Origin of the sequence: Brevibacillus sp. FSL L8-0520 (genome assembly GCF_037963895.1) — a bacterium.
Classification (GTDB): Bacteria; Bacillota; Bacilli; order Brevibacillales; family Brevibacillaceae; genus Brevibacillus; species Brevibacillus borstelensis.
Genome location: NZ_CP150171.1, coordinates 2,010,722 through 2,027,851 on the forward strand (window position 1 = coordinate 2,010,722; position 17,130 = coordinate 2,027,851).

Consider the following 17,130-nt stretch of genomic DNA (forward strand, 5'->3'; position numbering starts at 1 on the left):
GACAGCGGGAGTACGCAAATTTTTCGAAAAATGCAGCCAGTATCGGAAAAATGAAGCGAGTATCGGAAAATTGGAGCGAGTATCGGAAAATTGGAGCGATTATAGGAAAAATGCTGCGAGTATAGGAAAGCTAAGGGAGAATTCCCGGGAAAAAGAAAAAGGCCCGCCCGTCATACGACGAGCGAAGCCTGTAATGATTTTGAATACGCTGCGACTGCAGCAGCGAAAGCGGGTGTTACTTGCAAGCCTTTCGCTTAGCCAATCCGCCTCAGTCTGTTAGCCGATCCTCTCCAGAGAGTCCTTTTTTCGGCGAATCTCCACACTCGGACTGACGTAAGGGCCAAACTGATGCTTTTGCTCAATAAAGATCTGATGCCACAGCATGAAGATCAGGATGGTCCAGATTTTTCGGCTGTAGTCGGCATGGCCCTCGCGATGTTCATCGAGCATATAGAGAACGTACGCCTTGTTGATCAGATGATCTACCTTGGACTCAAAAATAAGCTCCTTGGCCCATTTGTAGAATTCATTTTTCAGCCAGTGACGGGTAGGGACTGGGAAGCCCAGCTTCTTCCTCGTCTTGATTTCCGGAGGCAGGAAGTCTTTCATGGCTTCGCGAAGAACATGCTTCGTCGTGCCGTTGGCAATTTTGTATTTGGTCGGGATGGTAGCCGCAAATTCAAATACTTTTGTATCGATGAAAGGCACGCGCAGCTCCAATGAGTTGGCCATTGTCATCTTGTCTGCCTTCATCAAAATGTTGCCGCGCAGCCAGGTATGGATGTCCAGATACTGCATCTTGGTCACATCGTCAAGTGATTGCGCACGCTTGTAAATTTCCTCCGTGACCGACCATGGGGTCCGATATGACTCCGAGTGCAGGATATCCTGTGTGACCACTCGTTCCTTCATTTCTTCACTGAAGATCAGGGCATTTCCAAAAAAGCGTTCTTCTACCGTTTTGGAGCCGCGGATCAGGAAGTTTTTCCCTTTCACCTGATCAGGCAGTTTCTCTGCCAAAAAACGGACGGAGCTTCTCATCCAGTCGGGCATATGAGAGAACATGCGCAGGGAATGTGGCTCCCGGTAGATGTTGTAACCCCCGAAAAACTCGTCTGCCCCTTCGCCGGAGAGAACGACTGTCACGTGTTCGCTGGCCATTTGAGCTACGAAATAAAGCAGGATCGCCGAAGGATCGGCTACGGGCTCATCCTGATGCCAGACGAGTCTGGGCAACTCGTCCATGTAGCGCTGGGCGTTTACCACCAGCTCGTGGTGTTCGGTTCCCAAAAATTGTGCGGTCCTGCGGGCGTAGTCCAGCTCGCTGTATCCAGGGATGTCGGAACCGACAGAAAAGGTTTTGACATCCTCGAAAGTCCGCAGCATGGCGACGATACTGCTGGAATCCACTCCGCTGGACAAAAACGCGCCGCGGGGTACTTCACTGATCCGGTGTTTGTCAACAGACTCCAGCATGATGCTGCGGGTGCCTTCGACAAAGTAAGAAAAAGGCTTGCTCTCATCTGGCTTGAATTCCACATCCCAATAACGTTCCAACTGAATCCGGTCGTTCTGGATGATGAAGAAATGAGCAGGCGGGATGCGGTAGATGCCCTGGTACATCGTTTCCGGGTCAGGTACGTATTGGAATGTCAAATAATGGTAAAAGCCGGTTGGATTTACTTCTCTTTTGACACCGGGGAGCTCCAACAGACTTTTGATTTCGCTTGCAACAGCAATCGAATCCTCTGTCTCAACATAATAGAGAGGCTTGATCCCGAATTGATCGCGCGCTCCGAACAGGCGTTTATTGCGTGAATCATAAATCGTGAAGCCAAACATGCCCCGCAAATGCTTGGGCGCGTCGGTTCCGACTTCCTCGTACAGATGCAGGATCGTTTCGATGTCGGAATCCGTATGGAATACGTGACCGCACTCCTTCAACCATTGCTGCAATTCTTTGTAGTTGTAGATTTCGCCGTTGCCGATGATCCAAATGTCTCGTGTTTCGTTAAACAGCGGCTGATGGCCGCCTTCCACGTCAATGATGCTTAAACGACGAAAGCCCAGTGCGATGTTGTCTTCCAGATGAAAACCGTCATCGTCTGGACCGCGGTGCAGGATAACACGGGTCATGGCGCCAATCGTCTCTTGCAGGACGGGCGCTTGCCGCTTGTTGTAGAGTGATACGATTCCACACATATGAAATGACTCTTCCTCTCACTCAGATTGCTCTAGCTAACTCTATCACGGATTGACGGTCAAAGCAATCTTTCCAATTGCCCAAGAAGCTGTGCCAGCCGTGGCAACAGACGCTTTTCTATGAAAGGAAGGGCGACAGTCAGGCAGCTTTTGCCCTCACAAAAAACAGGGTCTTTTTTTTGTCCCGGAGAAGCGGTGTACACTGGTTGCTCCGATGCTTGATCCGGGAGGGGGATATCTTGACTGCTTTTGGGGCTAGTCTATCGTATCTGGCAGGGGTACTTGCCGGAGCTTATTTGTCGATTGCCTGGCTGTTTCTCTTTGCAGGGCTGCTTGCTGCAGTGTGCGTGTTTATTCCCAAGGAAGCTGGAAAGAAGCTGAGCCTCGTCAGTCTGATCTGTATTGGCAGCGGATTTTATTTTCATGTCTATGATAGCATGCATCAATCCTATTTGCGTGTCCCGGCTGCGGAGGAATCGCTGATCCATTTTCGCGGAGAGATTGCGACACCTGTCAAGCGTGACGGCGATTCGGCACGTTTTTTTCTTCTGGTTGAGAGCGTCGGGGTCAGCAGGGAACAAATGGAGGATTTGCCCGGTGCAGAGCGGATTGCGCTTCGGGTTGGATTAGAGCAAGAGCAGGAGGCAATGGCCATCGAGCAATGGCTTCCGGGTGACCGGATTGCGGGCAAGATGCTGTTGAGCTTGCCCGCAGGAGCCCGCAATCCGCACGCATTTGACTACGCGCGCTACCTGAGATGGCAGGGAGTTTACGTCACAGGTGAGGCGGAATATGGGGAGCTCGTCAGGGGAGAGGCCAGGACCGGGGTGATGAGGCTGTTCCATCAATGGCAAAACGATGCCAAGGAACGGCTGGACCGCGTATTCAGAGACGACGAAACGTCCGGCTATATGAGCTCGCTATTGCTGGGGGTAACTGACGGCGTTTCCCCGGAGACGCAGGAAATGTACGCCAATCTGGGGATCAGCCATGTTCTGGCGATTTCCGGCCTGCATGTTACGCTCGTCAGCGGCATGTTCCTGTGGGGGATCGAACGTCTTGGCGTTCCGCGAAAAACAGCGCTTGTTTGCACGATCGGGATGCTCGCAGGGTATGTGCTTCTGGTCGGAGCCAGCGCTTCTGCCGTGCGTGCCGGGATCATGGGAGGCATCGGCCTGTTGTACCAGGCGATGAGCCGGAAAATGGATGGAAAAGAACTGTGGGGCTGGGCCTTGATCGGTATGCTGACTGTCAATCCGTATCAACTGTGGCATATCGGCTTTCAACTTTCCTTTGCCGTCACGCTCGGCTTGCTCGTTTACGTCCCGATCAGCCTGGCGTGCATACGGTTTGGACCTTCCTGGCTGCGGGCAAGTCTAGGCGTCACCTTTGCCGCACAAGCTGTTTCGTTTCCTTTCCTGCTCTATCACTTTCATCAGTCACACTCTGTATCCTGGCTGGTCAATCTCGTCGCCGTCCCGATCCTATCCCTCGTAGTGCTTCCCGCAGGGTATGCAGCATTGCTCGGCAGCTTGCTTCATCCTGCTCTGGCCGTGCTGCCATCAGGTTTGGCATCGTGGATACTGGAGTGGCTGCACGATCCCTTATTTCGACTCCATCAGACAAATGTTCCGTTTTCTTATTGGCCGCATCCGGATTTGTGGTGGATGATTGCCTATGCCGTCTTTTTGGTTTTGCTCCCGATATTATGGAAAAACGGCTACCATCGGCGCAGGGATTTTTGGCTCTACGTAGCGGTCTATTTTCTCTTGCTCATCCTAGCCAGGCAGCCGTTTTCAGGGACTGAAGAAGTACGAATTACCTTCCTGGATGTAGGGCAAGGGGATTCTATCGTTGTCGAGATTGGTAAAAAGAAGGTATACTTAATTGATGCGGGAGGGACACCTGTGTACCGGAACAGGGACTCCTGGAGGAAAAAACGCGATCCGTTTGAGGTAGGTAAAGATATCGTAGCCCCGTTTTTACGGGCAAGGGGAATAGAACGGATCGACTATGTGGTGATGACGCACGGGGATCACGACCACATCGGAGGGATGGGAGCACTCGTATCGCGCTTTTCGATTGGTGCCGTACTAGTAAATGGCTCATCTCCCCGTGAAGAAGAAGAGAGCCTGATTGCGCGTTTCCGCGAGCGCCGTATCCCGGTACTGACAGGGAGGCCTGATCTAGCCTGGACGGATGGTCCGGGGGTGGAGTGGGTTTGGCTTCATCCTGATGGGAGCGGCACACAGACGGGCAACGATGCATCTGTTGTGCTCCAGCTTACCGCGTACGGTAAGACCGTACTCTTCACCGGTGATCTGGAGGAAAGAGGGGAAAATCAACTGCTGGCGGGGAAGCTGTCTCCGTCTGTAGATGTTTTGAAAGTAGGCCATCACGGCAGTCGCACATCCACTACTGCCGATTTTCTGGCTGCCATACAACCGAAAAACGCCGTCATTTCTGCCGGACAAAAAAACCGCTACGGGCATCCCTCGCCTGCGGTACTAACAAGATTACATGAAGCGGGTGCAAAGGTATTTCGAACCGATTTGCAGGGAGCGATCACACTCGTGATCCGGAAAGACTCCATCTATTGGGAGACGCAAATTTCCGATACATAAATACTTGCAACCTTTTTTAACAGCGCCCCGTCTGTAGGAGGGAGAGGAGAATATGGGAGAAGCAGAGTTAATCAGGAAAGCGCAATCCGGGGATCATGAAGCGCTTGTAGAGCTCCTCCGCACAATTGAGACCTCTGTCTACCGTAGCGCCTTTTACATCCTTGGCAATGAACAGGATGCTCTCGATGCCGCACAAGAAGCATTGATCAGGATTTATCGTAAAATAGATACGTACCAGGAGAAGGCGAAATTTTCCACATGGGTACAGCGGGTCGTGAGCAATGTCTGCATGGATAAATTTCGCGCGAAGAAAGAGACGGTCTCGATTGACGAGCACGAGTTAATCATTCCTGATCGTAACAACGTGGAAGACGAAATCCTTCTCAACAGTTTGTCGCAAGATATAAAAGCGGCAATTGGAAAATTGCCAAAGCAGTATCGCATGGTAGTCGTCCTGCGCTATCTGGAGGACTTCTCTTATCAGGAGATTGCCGAAGCGCTGGAATTGCCGCTAAACACTGTCAAGTCGTACTTGTTTCGGGCCAGACAACAGCTTCAAGAGCTGTTGCACGACTACGAGAAAGGGGGGATAGGTTGATGACCGACGAAGAAATTTGGGAATGCATGCAGCGGGATCTGGATGGAGATCTCTCACCGGAAGAGAAGCGGCAGCTTCATGACTTACTCCTAAAGAAGCCAAGCATGCAGCTCATGTATGACCGTTTGAAAAAAGTATCCGAGCAGTTGGAACAGCTTCCCCCTGTGACACCGAGGTTTAGTATTGTCGACACGATTTTGCCGCAGCTGGAGTCCGAGAAGGTCCGGCCAGCTGCCGCAGCCGGCTCGGAAAAGGAGATTTTGCCGAAGCTGGAGCCAAAGCAGTTGACAGCGAAAACATCACCCGTGCATGAGCGGCGAAAGTGGAACCGCGTCACCCTGTGGACGGCGCGGATCGGAAGCGGTGTTGTTGCTGCCAGTTTGTTGATCGGCCTTGTAGTAATGGGGAATCCCGCAAGTTCCCCGGATGAAGACGAATACCGGCAAGGAACGTCGGTCCAGCCTCCAGAAGAGGTCCAACCGGCTGTAGTGGGGCCGCCCACTCCCCCTCCCAGCAATAATCCATCTCAACCTATCGTACCTGAGGAGGAGAAGGAGCAGTCCCAGAAAGAACAACCGGTTAAACGACAGACTCCAAAACAAAAGACAACGCCAGTAAAACAACAGCAGCAACAGGTTCCAGCAAAAACGCAAAAGCCTGATCCAAACGTGCCCAAGCCCCCACCGAAGCCGGCCGTGAAAGGTCAGGACGAGAAGCCTGCCTTTCCGTACGGTGTAGCAGTACCGGATGAAGAAGAGAAGAAGAAGGAAAAAGAAAAAAAGGAAAAAGAAAAGGAAAAGCAGGACAAGAAGAAAGATGACGACGATGATCAAGATGATCGTCAAGACAAGGACAAAGACGATGAGGATTGACTAGGAATCCCTCGTGTCGAAAGCAAATGATGACAAGTGTACTGGCACCGATCCGGCAAGGGATGCGTATAGTAAAGTATCAAGCACCCCCTGCTTACCGTTTCGGGAGGAGGTATCCCGGGGCTTCTCCCCAAAACGTTTACATAGAGGTGCCAACGGAAGAAAACCGTGACCTGATGGGTTGCGGTTTTTTCGTTTGCAGGTGCACGTCTATGCTATAATTACACCGAATACGACCTTAGGGGGGGACATCATGCCGCTTCTTTCGGCAATTCGGGAGATCAGACAAAAACAGTTCGCTCCGATTTATGTACTTTACGGACCCGAGTCCTTTCTCGCTGAGGAATTCATGACTCTAGCAAAGCGGGAAATGATCGATCCGGCATACGCGGATTTGAACCTGAGCGTGTACGACTGTACGGAAACCCCGCTGTCTCACATATTGCAGGATGCGGAGACGCTGCCTTTTCTGGGGGAGCATCGCCTGGTTATCGCCAAGCAAGCGTATTTTTTGACAGGCAGCAAGCCGCAGACGAAGCACGAGAGCGATCCGAATGTCCTGATTCCTTATCTGGAGCAACCTCCGTCATACACGACACTGATTCTGTACACGGATGCAGATAAACTGGACGAACGAAAAAAACTGGTGAAAAGCTTGCAGCAAAAAGCGAGGGTAATCCCGTTTCCGCACCTGCGAGATTCGGATTTGTACGCATGGATCGAGCGTCAAGCCCAGAAATACGAAACCAGTATGGAGAGATCGCTCGCAGCCAAGCTGGCGGAGCGGATCGGCGGAGATTTGCGCCTGCTTGACAAAGAGCTGGAAAAAATGTCTTTGTACGTTGGCGGGAAGGGCGGCGTGATTACAGACGAAGTGATCGAGAAGCTGGCCTCTCGGACATTGGAGCAAGACGTTTTTGCCCTGATCGAACAGATCGCCGCAGGCAGGCTGGACAAGGGGCTGCGCATGCTGTACGACTGTTTGAAGACGGGAGAAGAGCCGATTCGTCTGCTCGCGCTGATGGCCAGACAATTTCGTCTGTTGCTGCACGTCCGGCAATGGGCGCCCAAGGGCTATTCGCAACAGCAGTTGGCCGGGATGCTGAAGGTTCATCCATATGCAGTGAAAAAGGCGGGAGAACAGGCCCGCTATTTTTCAGAAGAGGCGCTTCGCAAGCTTCTTGCCATTTTGGCGGAAGAGGATTTCCGGATGAAGTCGGGACAGGTGGACAAGCGGCTGGCTCTGGAGCTGTTTATGACGCGCGTATTTGAGGAAAGGATGAAAGCCAAGCGGTCCTGACCGTTTGGCTTTTTGTCCGTCCAGGACGCTGCCTTTCTGTTTGCTAGAGAAAGGCGTCGCTTCAGAAGAAAAAACGAGCTTCAGAACAGCGATGCGACAAATTTTTTCAAACAAAAAACCCGTGAACGAAATGTTCGCGGGTTTTTCCGGTTCAACGTTACGCTACAGGAGCAGACAGAACGTTGAGCTTTTTCATCAAGCGAGACTTTTGACGGTTTGCTGCGTTTTTATGAATGAGACCTTTCGTAGCGGCCTTGTCCAGCTTTTTCACAGCCACCAGAAGAGTGGATTTCGCCAAATCTACATCTTGAGCAGCTACCGCTTTCTCAAAGTTTTTCACAGCAGTACGCAGATCGGACTTTTGAGAAGCACGTTGTGCGCGGCGCTTTTCGATTTGCTTGGTGCGTTTAATCGCGGATTTAATGTTTGGCATGTGTGTCACCTCCTTAGACGACCATGGGCGTGCAATACATACAACAAAACATATTCTAGCATGCAGTTCACCCATTTGCAAGAAAGGATTCGGAATAAAAAATGATGATTCAAGCAAGCTAGTAGCAGGAACAAAATGGGGAAAGGAAGTGTCACGGTGATGGAACACAATATCGACTTGTCAAGGTACGCTATACGAACAGACCTTGCTCTGGAGGCACATGAGCTGGTACAAGAGCAGCAGAGCGCTTCCGATGTCATGCCGGGAGTGCGGATTGAAACGGATGACAGCGAGCGGGGAATCAAGGTTACCCGTCTGCAGGTGGAAACCGAGGAGGCGGGGAGAACTATCGGGAAACTGCCAGGCCACTATATCACCATCGAAGTGCCAAAGCTGCGGGACAACGATACAGCGGTCGAAGAGCAGGTCGCGCGGCGCTTTACAAAAGAGTTTGCCGCTTTTCTTGAACGCCTGGGGATTACGGAGGACAAAAAGGCGCTCGTCGTCGGTTTGGGAAACTGGAATGTGACGCCGGACGCTCTGGGACCAATGGTCGTGGAGAACCTCCTGGTGACTCGCCATCTGTTTACGCTTGCACCAGAGTCGGTAGAGGAAGGGTATCGGGAGGTAAGCGCCTTGTCCCCAGGGGTACTCGGCATTACCGGCATCGAGACGAGTGAAATTGTTTTCGGCGTGGTGGAAAAGAGCAAGCCTGACTTCGTCATATGCATTGACGCCTTGGCCTCGCGGGCGCTCCATCGGGTAAATACCACGATCCAGATCTCCGATACCGGTATTCATCCGGGATCAGGCGTCGGCAACAAGCGGAAGGCAATCGACAAACAGACGCTTGGTGTTCCGGTAATCGCGATCGGCGTTCCGACAGTTGTTTTTGCCTCGACGATTGTGAACGATGCGATTACGTATCTGCTCGGCCATTTCGGTCAATCCATGAAGGAGAGCAGCCGGGCATTCAACAAGCTGGCGATGAGCTCGCTCCCCGAGCGGAAGGAACCGTACACCGAGGAGGACCTGCCGGACATGGAGTCGAGGAAGACCTTTATGGGATTGGTAGGCTCGCTTCCCGAACAAGAGAAGCAGCAACTGATCCATGAAGTTCTGCGCCCGCTTGGTCAGGATTTGGTAGTTACGCCAAAAGAGGTAGACGATTTTATCGAGGGGGTCGCCAACGTGATCGCGACCGGTTTGAATCGTGCTCTTCACCGTGCTGTGGACGGTCAAAACAGTGCCGCATATACGCATTGAGGGAGCGTAAACGGCGAACACAAGCGGAGCAGACAAGTCCCAACCTCCGCAAAAAAACGCAAGCAAAACACAATTGAGAGAAAAGCTAGGAAGGGGTTCTATCGTCTCTATGACGCTCATAGGCTAAAGCATAGACAAGCGGTCGACGAGCAGGTCGTCTTGGATTGTCAACGCCGCAGCATGAGGAGGAGACAGATGGCACCCCTGATACAACGTCAATTTATTATCCTTTCCATACTTACCGCCTTTCTCTTTGTAGTGACTGGACTGATGTCCCTCGGCGGAAATCGCGTCATGATCGTCTCGACTGCGGTTCAACAGGCAGCCGCCCACGTGTCCAGCTTGCACATGCTGAAATGGATGGGCCAGGAGATTCCTGCCCTGACTGATACTGTACACGCCTCGACAGACAGAGGGGCAAACAGCGTGACTGGCTTCATGTTTCAGCTTGCGACAAGCATCAATCCGGGCGATTTGCGCAGCTTGCTGGGCCGAGAGATCCCCGGATTGTTGACAGGGGAAGCTCCGCGTTTTGGCAATGAGGGAGAGGGAACGGCGCTCGCCGAACATTATGCCGAGTACCCGCCTGCTCCAAAGCAGGTGATCGATGCATCTCCTCCCGCTGCCAACGCGGAGCCGGCCGTAGAAGCGACTGCCCCGGCAGCAGAAGACAATAAAAAAGATCCTGCAGCAAGACCTACGACAGGCAACAAAAAAATCGTCTATGTGTACCACTCCCACAACCGCGAGTCATGGCTGAGCGAGACAAAGCAGGTCGGGACATCCGTCAATCATCCAAAACGAAATATTTCACTGGTAGGAGAGCATCTCGCCGAAAAGCTGAACGACCTCGGGATCGGGGCAGATGTAAATCGGGATGACATTTATCAGCGTTTGCTGGACAAAGGCAGAGACTATACGCATTCTTACGCAGAATCCCTGCAAGCGATACGGACAGCAACCGAAAAAAACCGGGAGCTCCACTATTTCTTCGACCTTCATCGCGATACGCTTCCGCGAAAGGAAACGACCGTCACCATCAAGGGAAAAACGTATGCAAGAACGCTGTTCGTCGTCGGCAAACGCAACAAAAACTACGAGAAAAACGAAGCCTTTGCCGACGCTCTTCATCAGATTATGGAGAAGAAGTATCCGGGATTGTCGCGCGGCAAGCTGGAAAAAGGGGCAAAAACTGATCACGGCGAGTATAATCAGTCCATTTCACCGGGAAGTCTGTTAATAGAGATCGGAGGCACGGAAAATACGCTGCAGGAGTCGCTCAATACGGCAGAAGCGATCGCAGACGTATTCGCGGAGTACTATTGGCAGGCGGAGAAGGTAACGAAGCCCGAAACAGGGCCGCCCGCGAAAGGGTGAGTGGGAATGAATGTGACGGTAAAGCTGACAGGACTTTTATTCGTCCTGCTGATCGGAGTGGTGCTGGGCTTGCAAACGGCGGAGCGCGGCATCCAGAAGGTGAGCGGAATGCCGGAGCAGCCGCCGCAAACCTTTTCCATCAAAAAGATAGATAACGGGAAAATGGAAATCGCCGTGATGGGCAAGCAAGTCCAGACAGCGCCCGGTCAGGTGGTCAACTACATGAGCAATGCAGGGCAATCCTTGGGTCAGATCGTAAAAGACGGCGCCAGGGTCGCAATCGAGTGGCTAGCCAGTATTTTTGACCCATAAGAGTAGTTTACGGACAAACAGATTGGCGAAAAAGCAAGAGGATGCAAACAAGCCCGCCATGCGGGCTTTTCTTCATTTGGTTCCGTTATAGGTAATATTTAATATGTTTAGCCTAATTGTAATTTTCTAAATTTAATATGTTGCCAAAAAATTGGATTAATGGCATAATGTTGACAGTTAGTCATCTTGTCCCATGGAATATAAAGGTTAGAGAGGTGCACCTGCATGTCACAGCCAGTATTGGAAATCGAAAACTTGCAAACGCACTTTTTTACAGACCGCGGGCAAATACCGGCGGTCGATGGTGTCACCATTACCGTAAACAAGGGAGAAGTGCTCGGGATCGTCGGCGAGTCCGGGTGCGGAAAAAGCGTAACCTCCCTGTCTGTCATGAAACTGGTTCCCAACCCCCCGGGAAAGATTGTCGGAGGCTCCATCAAATTTAAAGGGGAGGACCTCGTGTTGGCCAGCGAAAAGCGGATGAGAGAGATTCGCGGAAACGAAATCGCGATGATTTTTCAGGAGCCGATGACCTCGCTCAACCCTGTTTATACGATAGGCGACCAGATCGGGGAAGCCATTCGCTTGCATATGAAAGTGGGCAAAAAAGAAGCGCTCGGGCGCGCTGTAGAGATGCTGAAAAAAGTAGGCATTCCGAGGGCGGAAGGAATTGTCCGCGAATATCCGCACCAGCTTTCGGGCGGGATGCGCCAGAGGGTCATGATCGCGATGGCGATGGCCTGCAATCCGGAGCTTTTGATCGCGGACGAACCAACGACAGCGCTTGACGTGACGATCCAGGCTCAGATCCTCGATTTGATGAGGCATGTGAATAAAGAGTCGGGAACGGCTATTTTGCTGATTACACATGACCTGGGCGTGGTAGCGGAAATGTGTCATCGCGTTGTCGTCATGTACGCGGGCAATGTGGTGGAGGAGGGCGATGTTCGGACGATCCTGAAAGAACCGAAGCATCCATACACCATCGGCCTGCTGAACTCCTTGCCCAAGCTGGAAGTATCGCAGGAACGGCTTTATTCCATCCCCGGAAACGTCCCGATACCCGGCTCGATACAGATGGGGTGCAGGTTCTCGCCGCGGTGCGAACAGGCAGACGACAAGTGCCGGACGCAGATGCCGGAGCTGAAGACAGTGGGAGCCAATCATCGTGCCCGCTGCTGGATGACGTAAATAAATCCCGAAAGGAGCATGCAGGTGGCTGAAGATCTGCTCATCGTCAAGAATCTGAAGAAATACTACCCGATCACAGGCGGCGTATTCGGGAAAGAGGTAGGCGTCGTCAAAGCCGTAGATGACGTCTCGTTTACCGTGAAGAGAGGGGAGACGTTTGGGCTGGTAGGAGAGAGCGGATGCGGGAAATCGACGACGGGCCGTTCCCTTTTGCGGCTGATCGAGCCCACCTCTGGAGAAGTGGTGTTCGACGGGACCGACATCATCGGCTTGCAGGGAGAAGCGCTGCGCAAGATGCGGCGCAATATGCAAATTGTTTTTCAGGATCCGTTCGCTTCTCTCAACCCTCGTCATAATATTGAAAAGATTCTGGAGGAGCCTTTGCGGGTGCACGGGATCGGTTCTCCGGCTGAACGAAAAGAGCGCGTCAGGGAGCTGCTTGAAGTGGTTGGTCTCTCCAGCTACCATGCGACGCGATATCCCCATCAGTTCAGCGGCGGCCAGCGGCAGCGGATCGGCATCGCCCGGGCTCTGATGCTCAATCCCAAGCTGATCGTGGCAGACGAGCCCGTTTCAGCCCTGGATGTTTCGATTCAGTCCCAGGTGCTCAATCTCATGCAAGATTTGCAGAGAGACTTGGGGTTGACCTATTTGTTTATCGCCCACGACCTGAGTGTCGTCCGGCATATCAGCGACCGTGTCGGAGTCATGTATTTGGGCAGGCTGGTAGAGCTTAGCCGGAGCGAGGAGCTTTACCGCCAGCCGCTGCATCCGTACACCCGAGCGCTTCTTTCAGCAGTACCTTCTCCCGATCCGGATGCGGTACGGGAGCGTATCATCCTGCAGGGAGATGTACCCAGTCCGTCCAACCCCCCGACAGGATGCACCTTCCACACGCGATGCCCGCATGTAACAGACGAATGCCGACAGGTTCGTCCGGACTTTCGGGACGTCGGCGGTGGCCGCTTCGTAGCGTGCCATCTGTACAACGCATGACGCTGCCTCGCGAATTCCTTTCAAAGGGGGGATGCAAGACAACGTTGAGTGAGAAAAGCAGAGAAGAGATGTGCGGAAAATGGAAAAGGGGGAATTCATCCATGAAGAAGAAGGTTCTTACTGCAGCGATGAGTAGCCTGCTCGCACTCTCCATGGTCCTTGCAGGGTGCTCAAGCTCGCAACCGGCTCAACAGCCGAGCGACCAGGGACAAGCTCAGCAGCAGACGCCGCCAGCAGAGCCCGCAAAGAACGAGCCGAAGCAGCTGATTATTGGACGTGGGGCTGACACGAAAAGTCTGGATCCGATCCGGGAAACGGATGGCGAAACATTCAGGGTGACTGAAAACATTTATGAAACGCTCGTGAGCTATGAGGATACAAACACGACGGTTATACCCGGACTGGCCGAGAGCTGGGAAATTTCCGAGGACGGCTTGACCTACACCTTCAAGCTTCGCCAGGGCGTAAAGTTCCATGATGGTACGGACTTCAATGCGGAAGCAGTCAAGTTCAACTTCGACCGCTGGATGGACAAGAGCAACAAATACCACAATCCAGAGGGATTCCCCTACTATAATGACATGTTTGGGGGATACAAAGGCGATCCTGATCACGTAATCAAAGAGATCAAGGTTGTGGACGCACACACGATTCAATTCGTTTTGAACAGGACCCAAGCCCCGTTCCTGGCAAACCTGGGCATGTCGCCGTTTGCCATCGCTTCGCCAAAAGCGATTGAAGGAGGCAAGCTGGGAGATGAGCCTGTAGGTACCGGGCCATTCAAGTTTGCGGGTTGGAAGCGCAATGACATCATCACCCTGGAGAAAAACCCGGACTACTGGAACAAGGGGTATCCGAAGCTGGACAAAGTCATCTTCAAGGTCATTCCGGAAAATACAGCGCGTCTGACAGCGCTGACGTCCGGAGAGATCGATCTGATGGATGGACTGAATCCGGACGATGCGGAAGCGGTAAAAGAAAACAAGGACCTGCAGCTGCTCCTGCGTCCATCGATGAACGTCGGTTACCTCGCGTTCAATACGGAGAAAAAGCCGTTTGACAATCCAAAGGTGCGTCAAGCGATCAGCCACGCGATCAACAAGCCCGAGATGGTGAAAGCATTCTACAGCGGCCTTGGCGAACCGGCTACCAACCCAATGCCGCCAAGTCTTTGGGGTTACAACGACCAGATCAAGGACCGCGAATACAACCTGGATCAAGCGAAAAAGCTGTTAGCGGAAGCTGGATACCCGAATGGCTTCAAGGTGCAGTTCATGGCCATGCCTGTTCCTCGTCCGTATATCCCGGACGGCAAAAAGATGGCAGAAGCGATTCAGCAGGATTTAAAGAAAATCGGCATCGAAACGGAAATCGTGACGATGGAGTGGGCTACGTATCTCGAAAAGACAAGGTTAGGCGAGTACGAGATGTGTCTGCTTGGCTGGAACGGCGACAACGGCGACCCGGACAACTTCCTGTACACGCTGCTCGACAAGAATACCATTAACGGAAACAATATTCCTCGCTACTCCAATGAAGAGGTTCATCAGCTTCTTTTGAAAGCGCAGTCCACGTCTGACCAGAAAGAGCGTGAAACCCTGTACAAAAAGGCGCAGGAGCTGATCTTTAACGACGCGCCTCTCGTTCCGATCGCTCACTCTACACCGCCGATTGCGGCCAAAGCGGGTGTTACCGGCTATCAGCCGCATCCAAAAGGCAGCGAGAGCGTAGAAAAAGTAGACATTCAGTAAAGTGTGGCAAGGGTAAGAAGAACCCTTTCTTCTTGCCCTTCTCTTTTATGTTCAACGATGGACGACGCAAGGAAAGCGAGGAGATGGCATTGCTGGCCTACACCATTAGAAGATTGTTGATGCTGATCCCAGTGTTACTAGGAATGTCGCTAATTGTTTTTGCTATTATTCACGCCATCCCGGGGGACCCGGCACTGACGATTTTGGGAGAGAAGGCAAGTCCGCAGGCTCTTGCGGATTTGCGGGAACAGCTGGGGCTGAACAACCCTTGGTATATGCAATACTTTCATTACTTGGGGAATCTTCTAAAAGGGGATTTGGGAGTCTCCTTGCACTCCAAAGCGCCAATTACCGTAGAAATGGGCCCATACTTGGCGGCGACGATTGAGTTGACTTTGGTGAGTATGCTGTTCGCAGTTTTTATCGGAGTGAATGCGGGAATCATCTCTGCCTGGAAACAGAACTCGTGGTTTGACTACACTTGCATGCTGATCGCTTTAATTGGAGTTTCCATGCCGGTATTTTGGCTGGGCTTGATGGAACAATGGGTATTTGCCCAGGAATTGAAGTGGCTGCCTTCTATTGGACGTGACAATCCGCGTGATCCAGTAGCTGAGATTACGCATTTTTATATAATTGATTCGATTCTTGCAGGTCGTTGGGATCATTTTCGAGATGTGGTGGAGCACTTGATTCTTCCGGGAATCGCGCTGGGAACGATTCCGATGGCGATTATTGCACGGATAACCCGTTCCAGCATGCTCGAAGTAATGCGGTCCGACTATATTCGGACGGCAAGGGCAAAAGGGCTTGGCCAGTTTTTTGTCGTGTACAAGCACGCCCTGAAAAATGCGTTGATTCCCGTACTGACGATTGTGGGGGTGCAAGTAGGCCTCCTGATCGGGGGGGCGGTATTAACCGAGACGATTTTCGGGTGGCCGGGTGTTGGGAGATACATCTATACGGCAATCGGAAACCGCGATTATCCCGTTATTCAGTCAGGAATTTTGGTCATCGCAACGATTTTTGTTCTGATTAACCTGGTGGTCGACCTCCTGTACGCTTACGTCGATCCGCGCATCAAATATCGCTGAGGAGGCAGTAAGATGGCAGAAACCCATGTGCAAACGGTACCAGTCAAGCAGATAAATGAGCCGATCTCCTCTCCGTGGCGCGATGCTTGGAGGATCCTGCGCAAGAACAAGATGGCCATTCTCGGATTCTGCATCATTCTTTTCTTCGTCTTGCTCGCAATCCTGGCACCGTTTATCACCCCGTACGAATACGACAAAGGAGAACTGGTTGATAAAAACCTGCCTCCCTCTGCTGAACACTGGTTTGGTACGGACTACAACGGGCGGGACGTCTTTACCCGTGTGATTTACGGCGCGCAGATCTCACTGCGAGTAGGGCTGTTTGCCGTGATCGGGTCCATCGTTGCCGGGACCTTCCTCGGCCTGTTAGCCGGCTACTACGGCAAATGGATCGATACGCTCATTTCGCGGTTGTTTGATATTATGCTTGCGTTTCCCAGCATTCTGTTGGCGATTGCGATTGTAGCTATACTCGGTCCATCTCTGGAGAATGCCTTGCTTGCGATTGCGATCGTGAATGTGCCCACCTATGGACGTCTTGTCCGTTCGCGGGTGCTTAGTCTGAAGGAAGAAGAATACGTGATGGCCGCCAGGGCGATCGGATCAAAGCATTCACATATTATCGTTCAGCATATTCTCCCTAACAGTTTGGCTCCGATCATCGTGACGGGAACACTTGGAATTGCGACCGCGATCATTGAAGCGGCAGCCTTGGGCTTTCTCGGCTTGGGAGCGCAAGCGCCTCAGCCGGAGTGGGGGTTGATGCTCTCCGACTCCCGCCAGTATATTCAAAAAGCGCCGTGGACAGTTATTTTCCCGGGCTTGTCCATCATGCTGACTGTACTTGGCTTTAACCTGATCGGAGACGGGCTGCGCGATGCGCTGGATCCGCGGATGAAAAACTAGGAGCAGCAATCGTTTTTGTGGTTGGCAGACGATGCTACCATGAGCACGGTAACGAAAAACCCCGAAATAAGCGAGGCTTGATTCGGGGTTTTTTCCTATCGGCGAACCTGACGCTTAGGCCCGGATAAGCGTTGACTCAGTATACAGACGCCGGCGACGGTGATAAAGGGCAGGGAGCCATACCGGTTTGTGTAATCCCGTATCGTTG

Annotated in this window: 14 protein-coding genes; 12 read left to right on the top strand and 2 right to left on the bottom strand. The window is 52.3% G+C overall.

What is annotated here, in order from left to right; genetic code table 11:
• Window positions 1–276: 276 nt before the first annotated feature.
• Entirely contained in the window at window positions 277–2,202 is a 1,926-nt protein-coding gene (gene asnB / locus NSQ24_RS10005) for an asparagine synthase (glutamine-hydrolyzing) (RefSeq protein ID WP_024984586.1), read from the bottom strand.
• 239 nt (window positions 2,203–2,441) lie between these two features.
• Between asnB and NSQ24_RS10010 the strand changes: the two genes are divergently transcribed.
• The 4 genes from NSQ24_RS10010 to holA all read left to right on the top strand — a co-directional run bounded on the left by NSQ24_RS10010 (window position 2,442) and on the right by holA (window position 7,596).
• Window positions 2,442–4,826 (top strand): DNA internalization-related competence protein ComEC/Rec2, encoded by a 2,385-nt coding sequence (locus NSQ24_RS10010; protein WP_024984585.1) that lies wholly within the window; start codon window positions 2,442–2,444, stop codon window positions 4,824–4,826.
• 52 nt (window positions 4,827–4,878) lie between these two features.
• A complete protein-coding gene (locus NSQ24_RS10015) occupies window positions 4,879–5,424 on the top strand; it encodes a sigma-70 family RNA polymerase sigma factor (protein ID WP_003390730.1) in 546 nt (181 codons plus the stop codon).
• Window positions 5,424–6,296, top strand: a complete 873-nt coding sequence (locus tag NSQ24_RS10020; protein ID WP_039070547.1) for a hypothetical protein — start codon at window positions 5,424–5,426, stop codon at window positions 6,294–6,296. The genes NSQ24_RS10015 and NSQ24_RS10020 overlap by 1 nt, the downstream gene beginning before the upstream one ends.
• A 253-nt stretch (window positions 6,297–6,549) precedes the next feature.
• Window positions 6,550–7,596, top strand: coding sequence for a DNA polymerase III subunit delta (gene holA / locus NSQ24_RS10025; RefSeq protein WP_003390726.1), 1,047 nt, complete (start codon window positions 6,550–6,552; stop codon window positions 7,594–7,596).
• Window positions 7,597–7,753: 157 nt separating this feature from the next.
• Here holA and rpsT read toward each other — a convergent pair whose 3' ends face one another.
• The gene (rpsT, locus tag NSQ24_RS10030) at window positions 7,754–8,029 is read right to left on the bottom strand and encodes a 30S ribosomal protein S20 (RefSeq protein WP_003390724.1); all 276 of its coding nucleotides are present in this window, start codon (window positions 8,027–8,029) and stop codon (window positions 7,754–7,756) included.
• Between the two features lie 159 nt (window positions 8,030–8,188).
• Here rpsT and gpr point away from each other — a divergent pair, with 159 nt between their 5' ends.
• From gpr to nikC, 8 genes are all read left to right on the top strand, one after another.
• Window positions 8,189–9,295, top strand: a complete 1,107-nt coding sequence (gene gpr / locus NSQ24_RS10035) for a GPR endopeptidase (RefSeq protein ID WP_003390721.1) — start codon at window positions 8,189–8,191, stop codon at window positions 9,293–9,295.
• Between the two features lie 195 nt (window positions 9,296–9,490).
• On the top strand, window positions 9,491–10,672 hold the full coding sequence (locus NSQ24_RS10040; protein ID WP_243014382.1) for a stage II sporulation protein P: 1,182 nt from the start codon (window positions 9,491–9,493) through the stop codon (window positions 10,670–10,672).
• 6 nt (window positions 10,673–10,678) lie between these two features.
• Window positions 10,679–10,984, top strand: coding sequence for a DUF3679 domain-containing protein (locus NSQ24_RS10045; protein ID WP_003390715.1), 306 nt, complete (start codon window positions 10,679–10,681; stop codon window positions 10,982–10,984).
• Between the two features lie 225 nt (window positions 10,985–11,209).
• Window positions 11,210–12,175, top strand: coding sequence for an ABC transporter ATP-binding protein (locus tag NSQ24_RS10050; RefSeq protein WP_024984584.1), 966 nt, complete (start codon window positions 11,210–11,212; stop codon window positions 12,173–12,175).
• A gap of 24 nt (window positions 12,176–12,199) precedes the next feature.
• On the top strand, window positions 12,200–13,171 hold the full coding sequence (locus tag NSQ24_RS10055; RefSeq protein ID WP_311315133.1) for a dipeptide ABC transporter ATP-binding protein: 972 nt from the start codon (window positions 12,200–12,202) through the stop codon (window positions 13,169–13,171).
• A gap of 101 nt (window positions 13,172–13,272) precedes the next feature.
• Window positions 13,273–14,922: an ABC transporter substrate-binding protein gene (locus NSQ24_RS10060; RefSeq protein ID WP_339167727.1), complete on the top strand. Its 1,650-nt coding sequence runs from the start codon at window positions 13,273–13,275 to the stop codon at window positions 14,920–14,922.
• An 83-nt stretch (window positions 14,923–15,005) separates the two neighbouring features.
• Window positions 15,006–16,016, top strand: coding sequence for an ABC transporter permease (locus NSQ24_RS10065; RefSeq protein ID WP_031932405.1), 1,011 nt, complete (start codon window positions 15,006–15,008; stop codon window positions 16,014–16,016).
• A 12-nt stretch (window positions 16,017–16,028) separates the two neighbouring features.
• Window positions 16,029–16,922 (top strand): nickel transporter permease, encoded by an 894-nt coding sequence (nikC, locus tag NSQ24_RS10070; protein ID WP_003390704.1) that lies wholly within the window; start codon window positions 16,029–16,031, stop codon window positions 16,920–16,922.
• The last annotated feature ends 208 nt before the right edge of the window (window positions 16,923–17,130 follow it).

Bases quoted from the DNA above. Each gene is read 5' to 3' on its own strand.
- asnB (WP_024984586.1), bottom strand. From the start codon at position 2,202: ATGTGTGGAATCGTATCACTCTACAACAAGCGGCAAGCGCCCGTCCTG.
- NSQ24_RS10015 (WP_003390730.1), top strand. From the start codon at position 4,879: ATGGGAGAAGCAGAGTTAATCAGGAAAGCGCAATCCGGGGATCATGAA.
- NSQ24_RS10020 (WP_039070547.1), top strand. From the start codon at position 5,424: ATGACCGACGAAGAAATTTGGGAATGCATGCAGCGGGATCTGGATGGA.
- holA (WP_003390726.1), top strand. From the start codon at position 6,550: ATGCCGCTTCTTTCGGCAATTCGGGAGATCAGACAAAAACAGTTCGCT.
- rpsT (WP_003390724.1), bottom strand. From the start codon at position 8,029: ATGCCAAACATTAAATCCGCGATTAAACGCACCAAGCAAATCGAAAAG.
- gpr (WP_003390721.1), top strand. From the start codon at position 8,189: ATGGAACACAATATCGACTTGTCAAGGTACGCTATACGAACAGACCTT.
- NSQ24_RS10040 (WP_243014382.1), top strand. From the start codon at position 9,491: ATGGCACCCCTGATACAACGTCAATTTATTATCCTTTCCATACTTACC.
- NSQ24_RS10045 (WP_003390715.1), top strand. From the start codon at position 10,679: ATGAATGTGACGGTAAAGCTGACAGGACTTTTATTCGTCCTGCTGATC.
- NSQ24_RS10050 (WP_024984584.1), top strand. From the start codon at position 11,210: ATGTCACAGCCAGTATTGGAAATCGAAAACTTGCAAACGCACTTTTTT.
- NSQ24_RS10060 (WP_339167727.1), top strand. From the start codon at position 13,273: ATGAAGAAGAAGGTTCTTACTGCAGCGATGAGTAGCCTGCTCGCACTC.
- NSQ24_RS10065 (WP_031932405.1), top strand. From the start codon at position 15,006: ATGGCATTGCTGGCCTACACCATTAGAAGATTGTTGATGCTGATCCCA.
- nikC (WP_003390704.1), top strand. From the start codon at position 16,029: ATGGCAGAAACCCATGTGCAAACGGTACCAGTCAAGCAGATAAATGAG.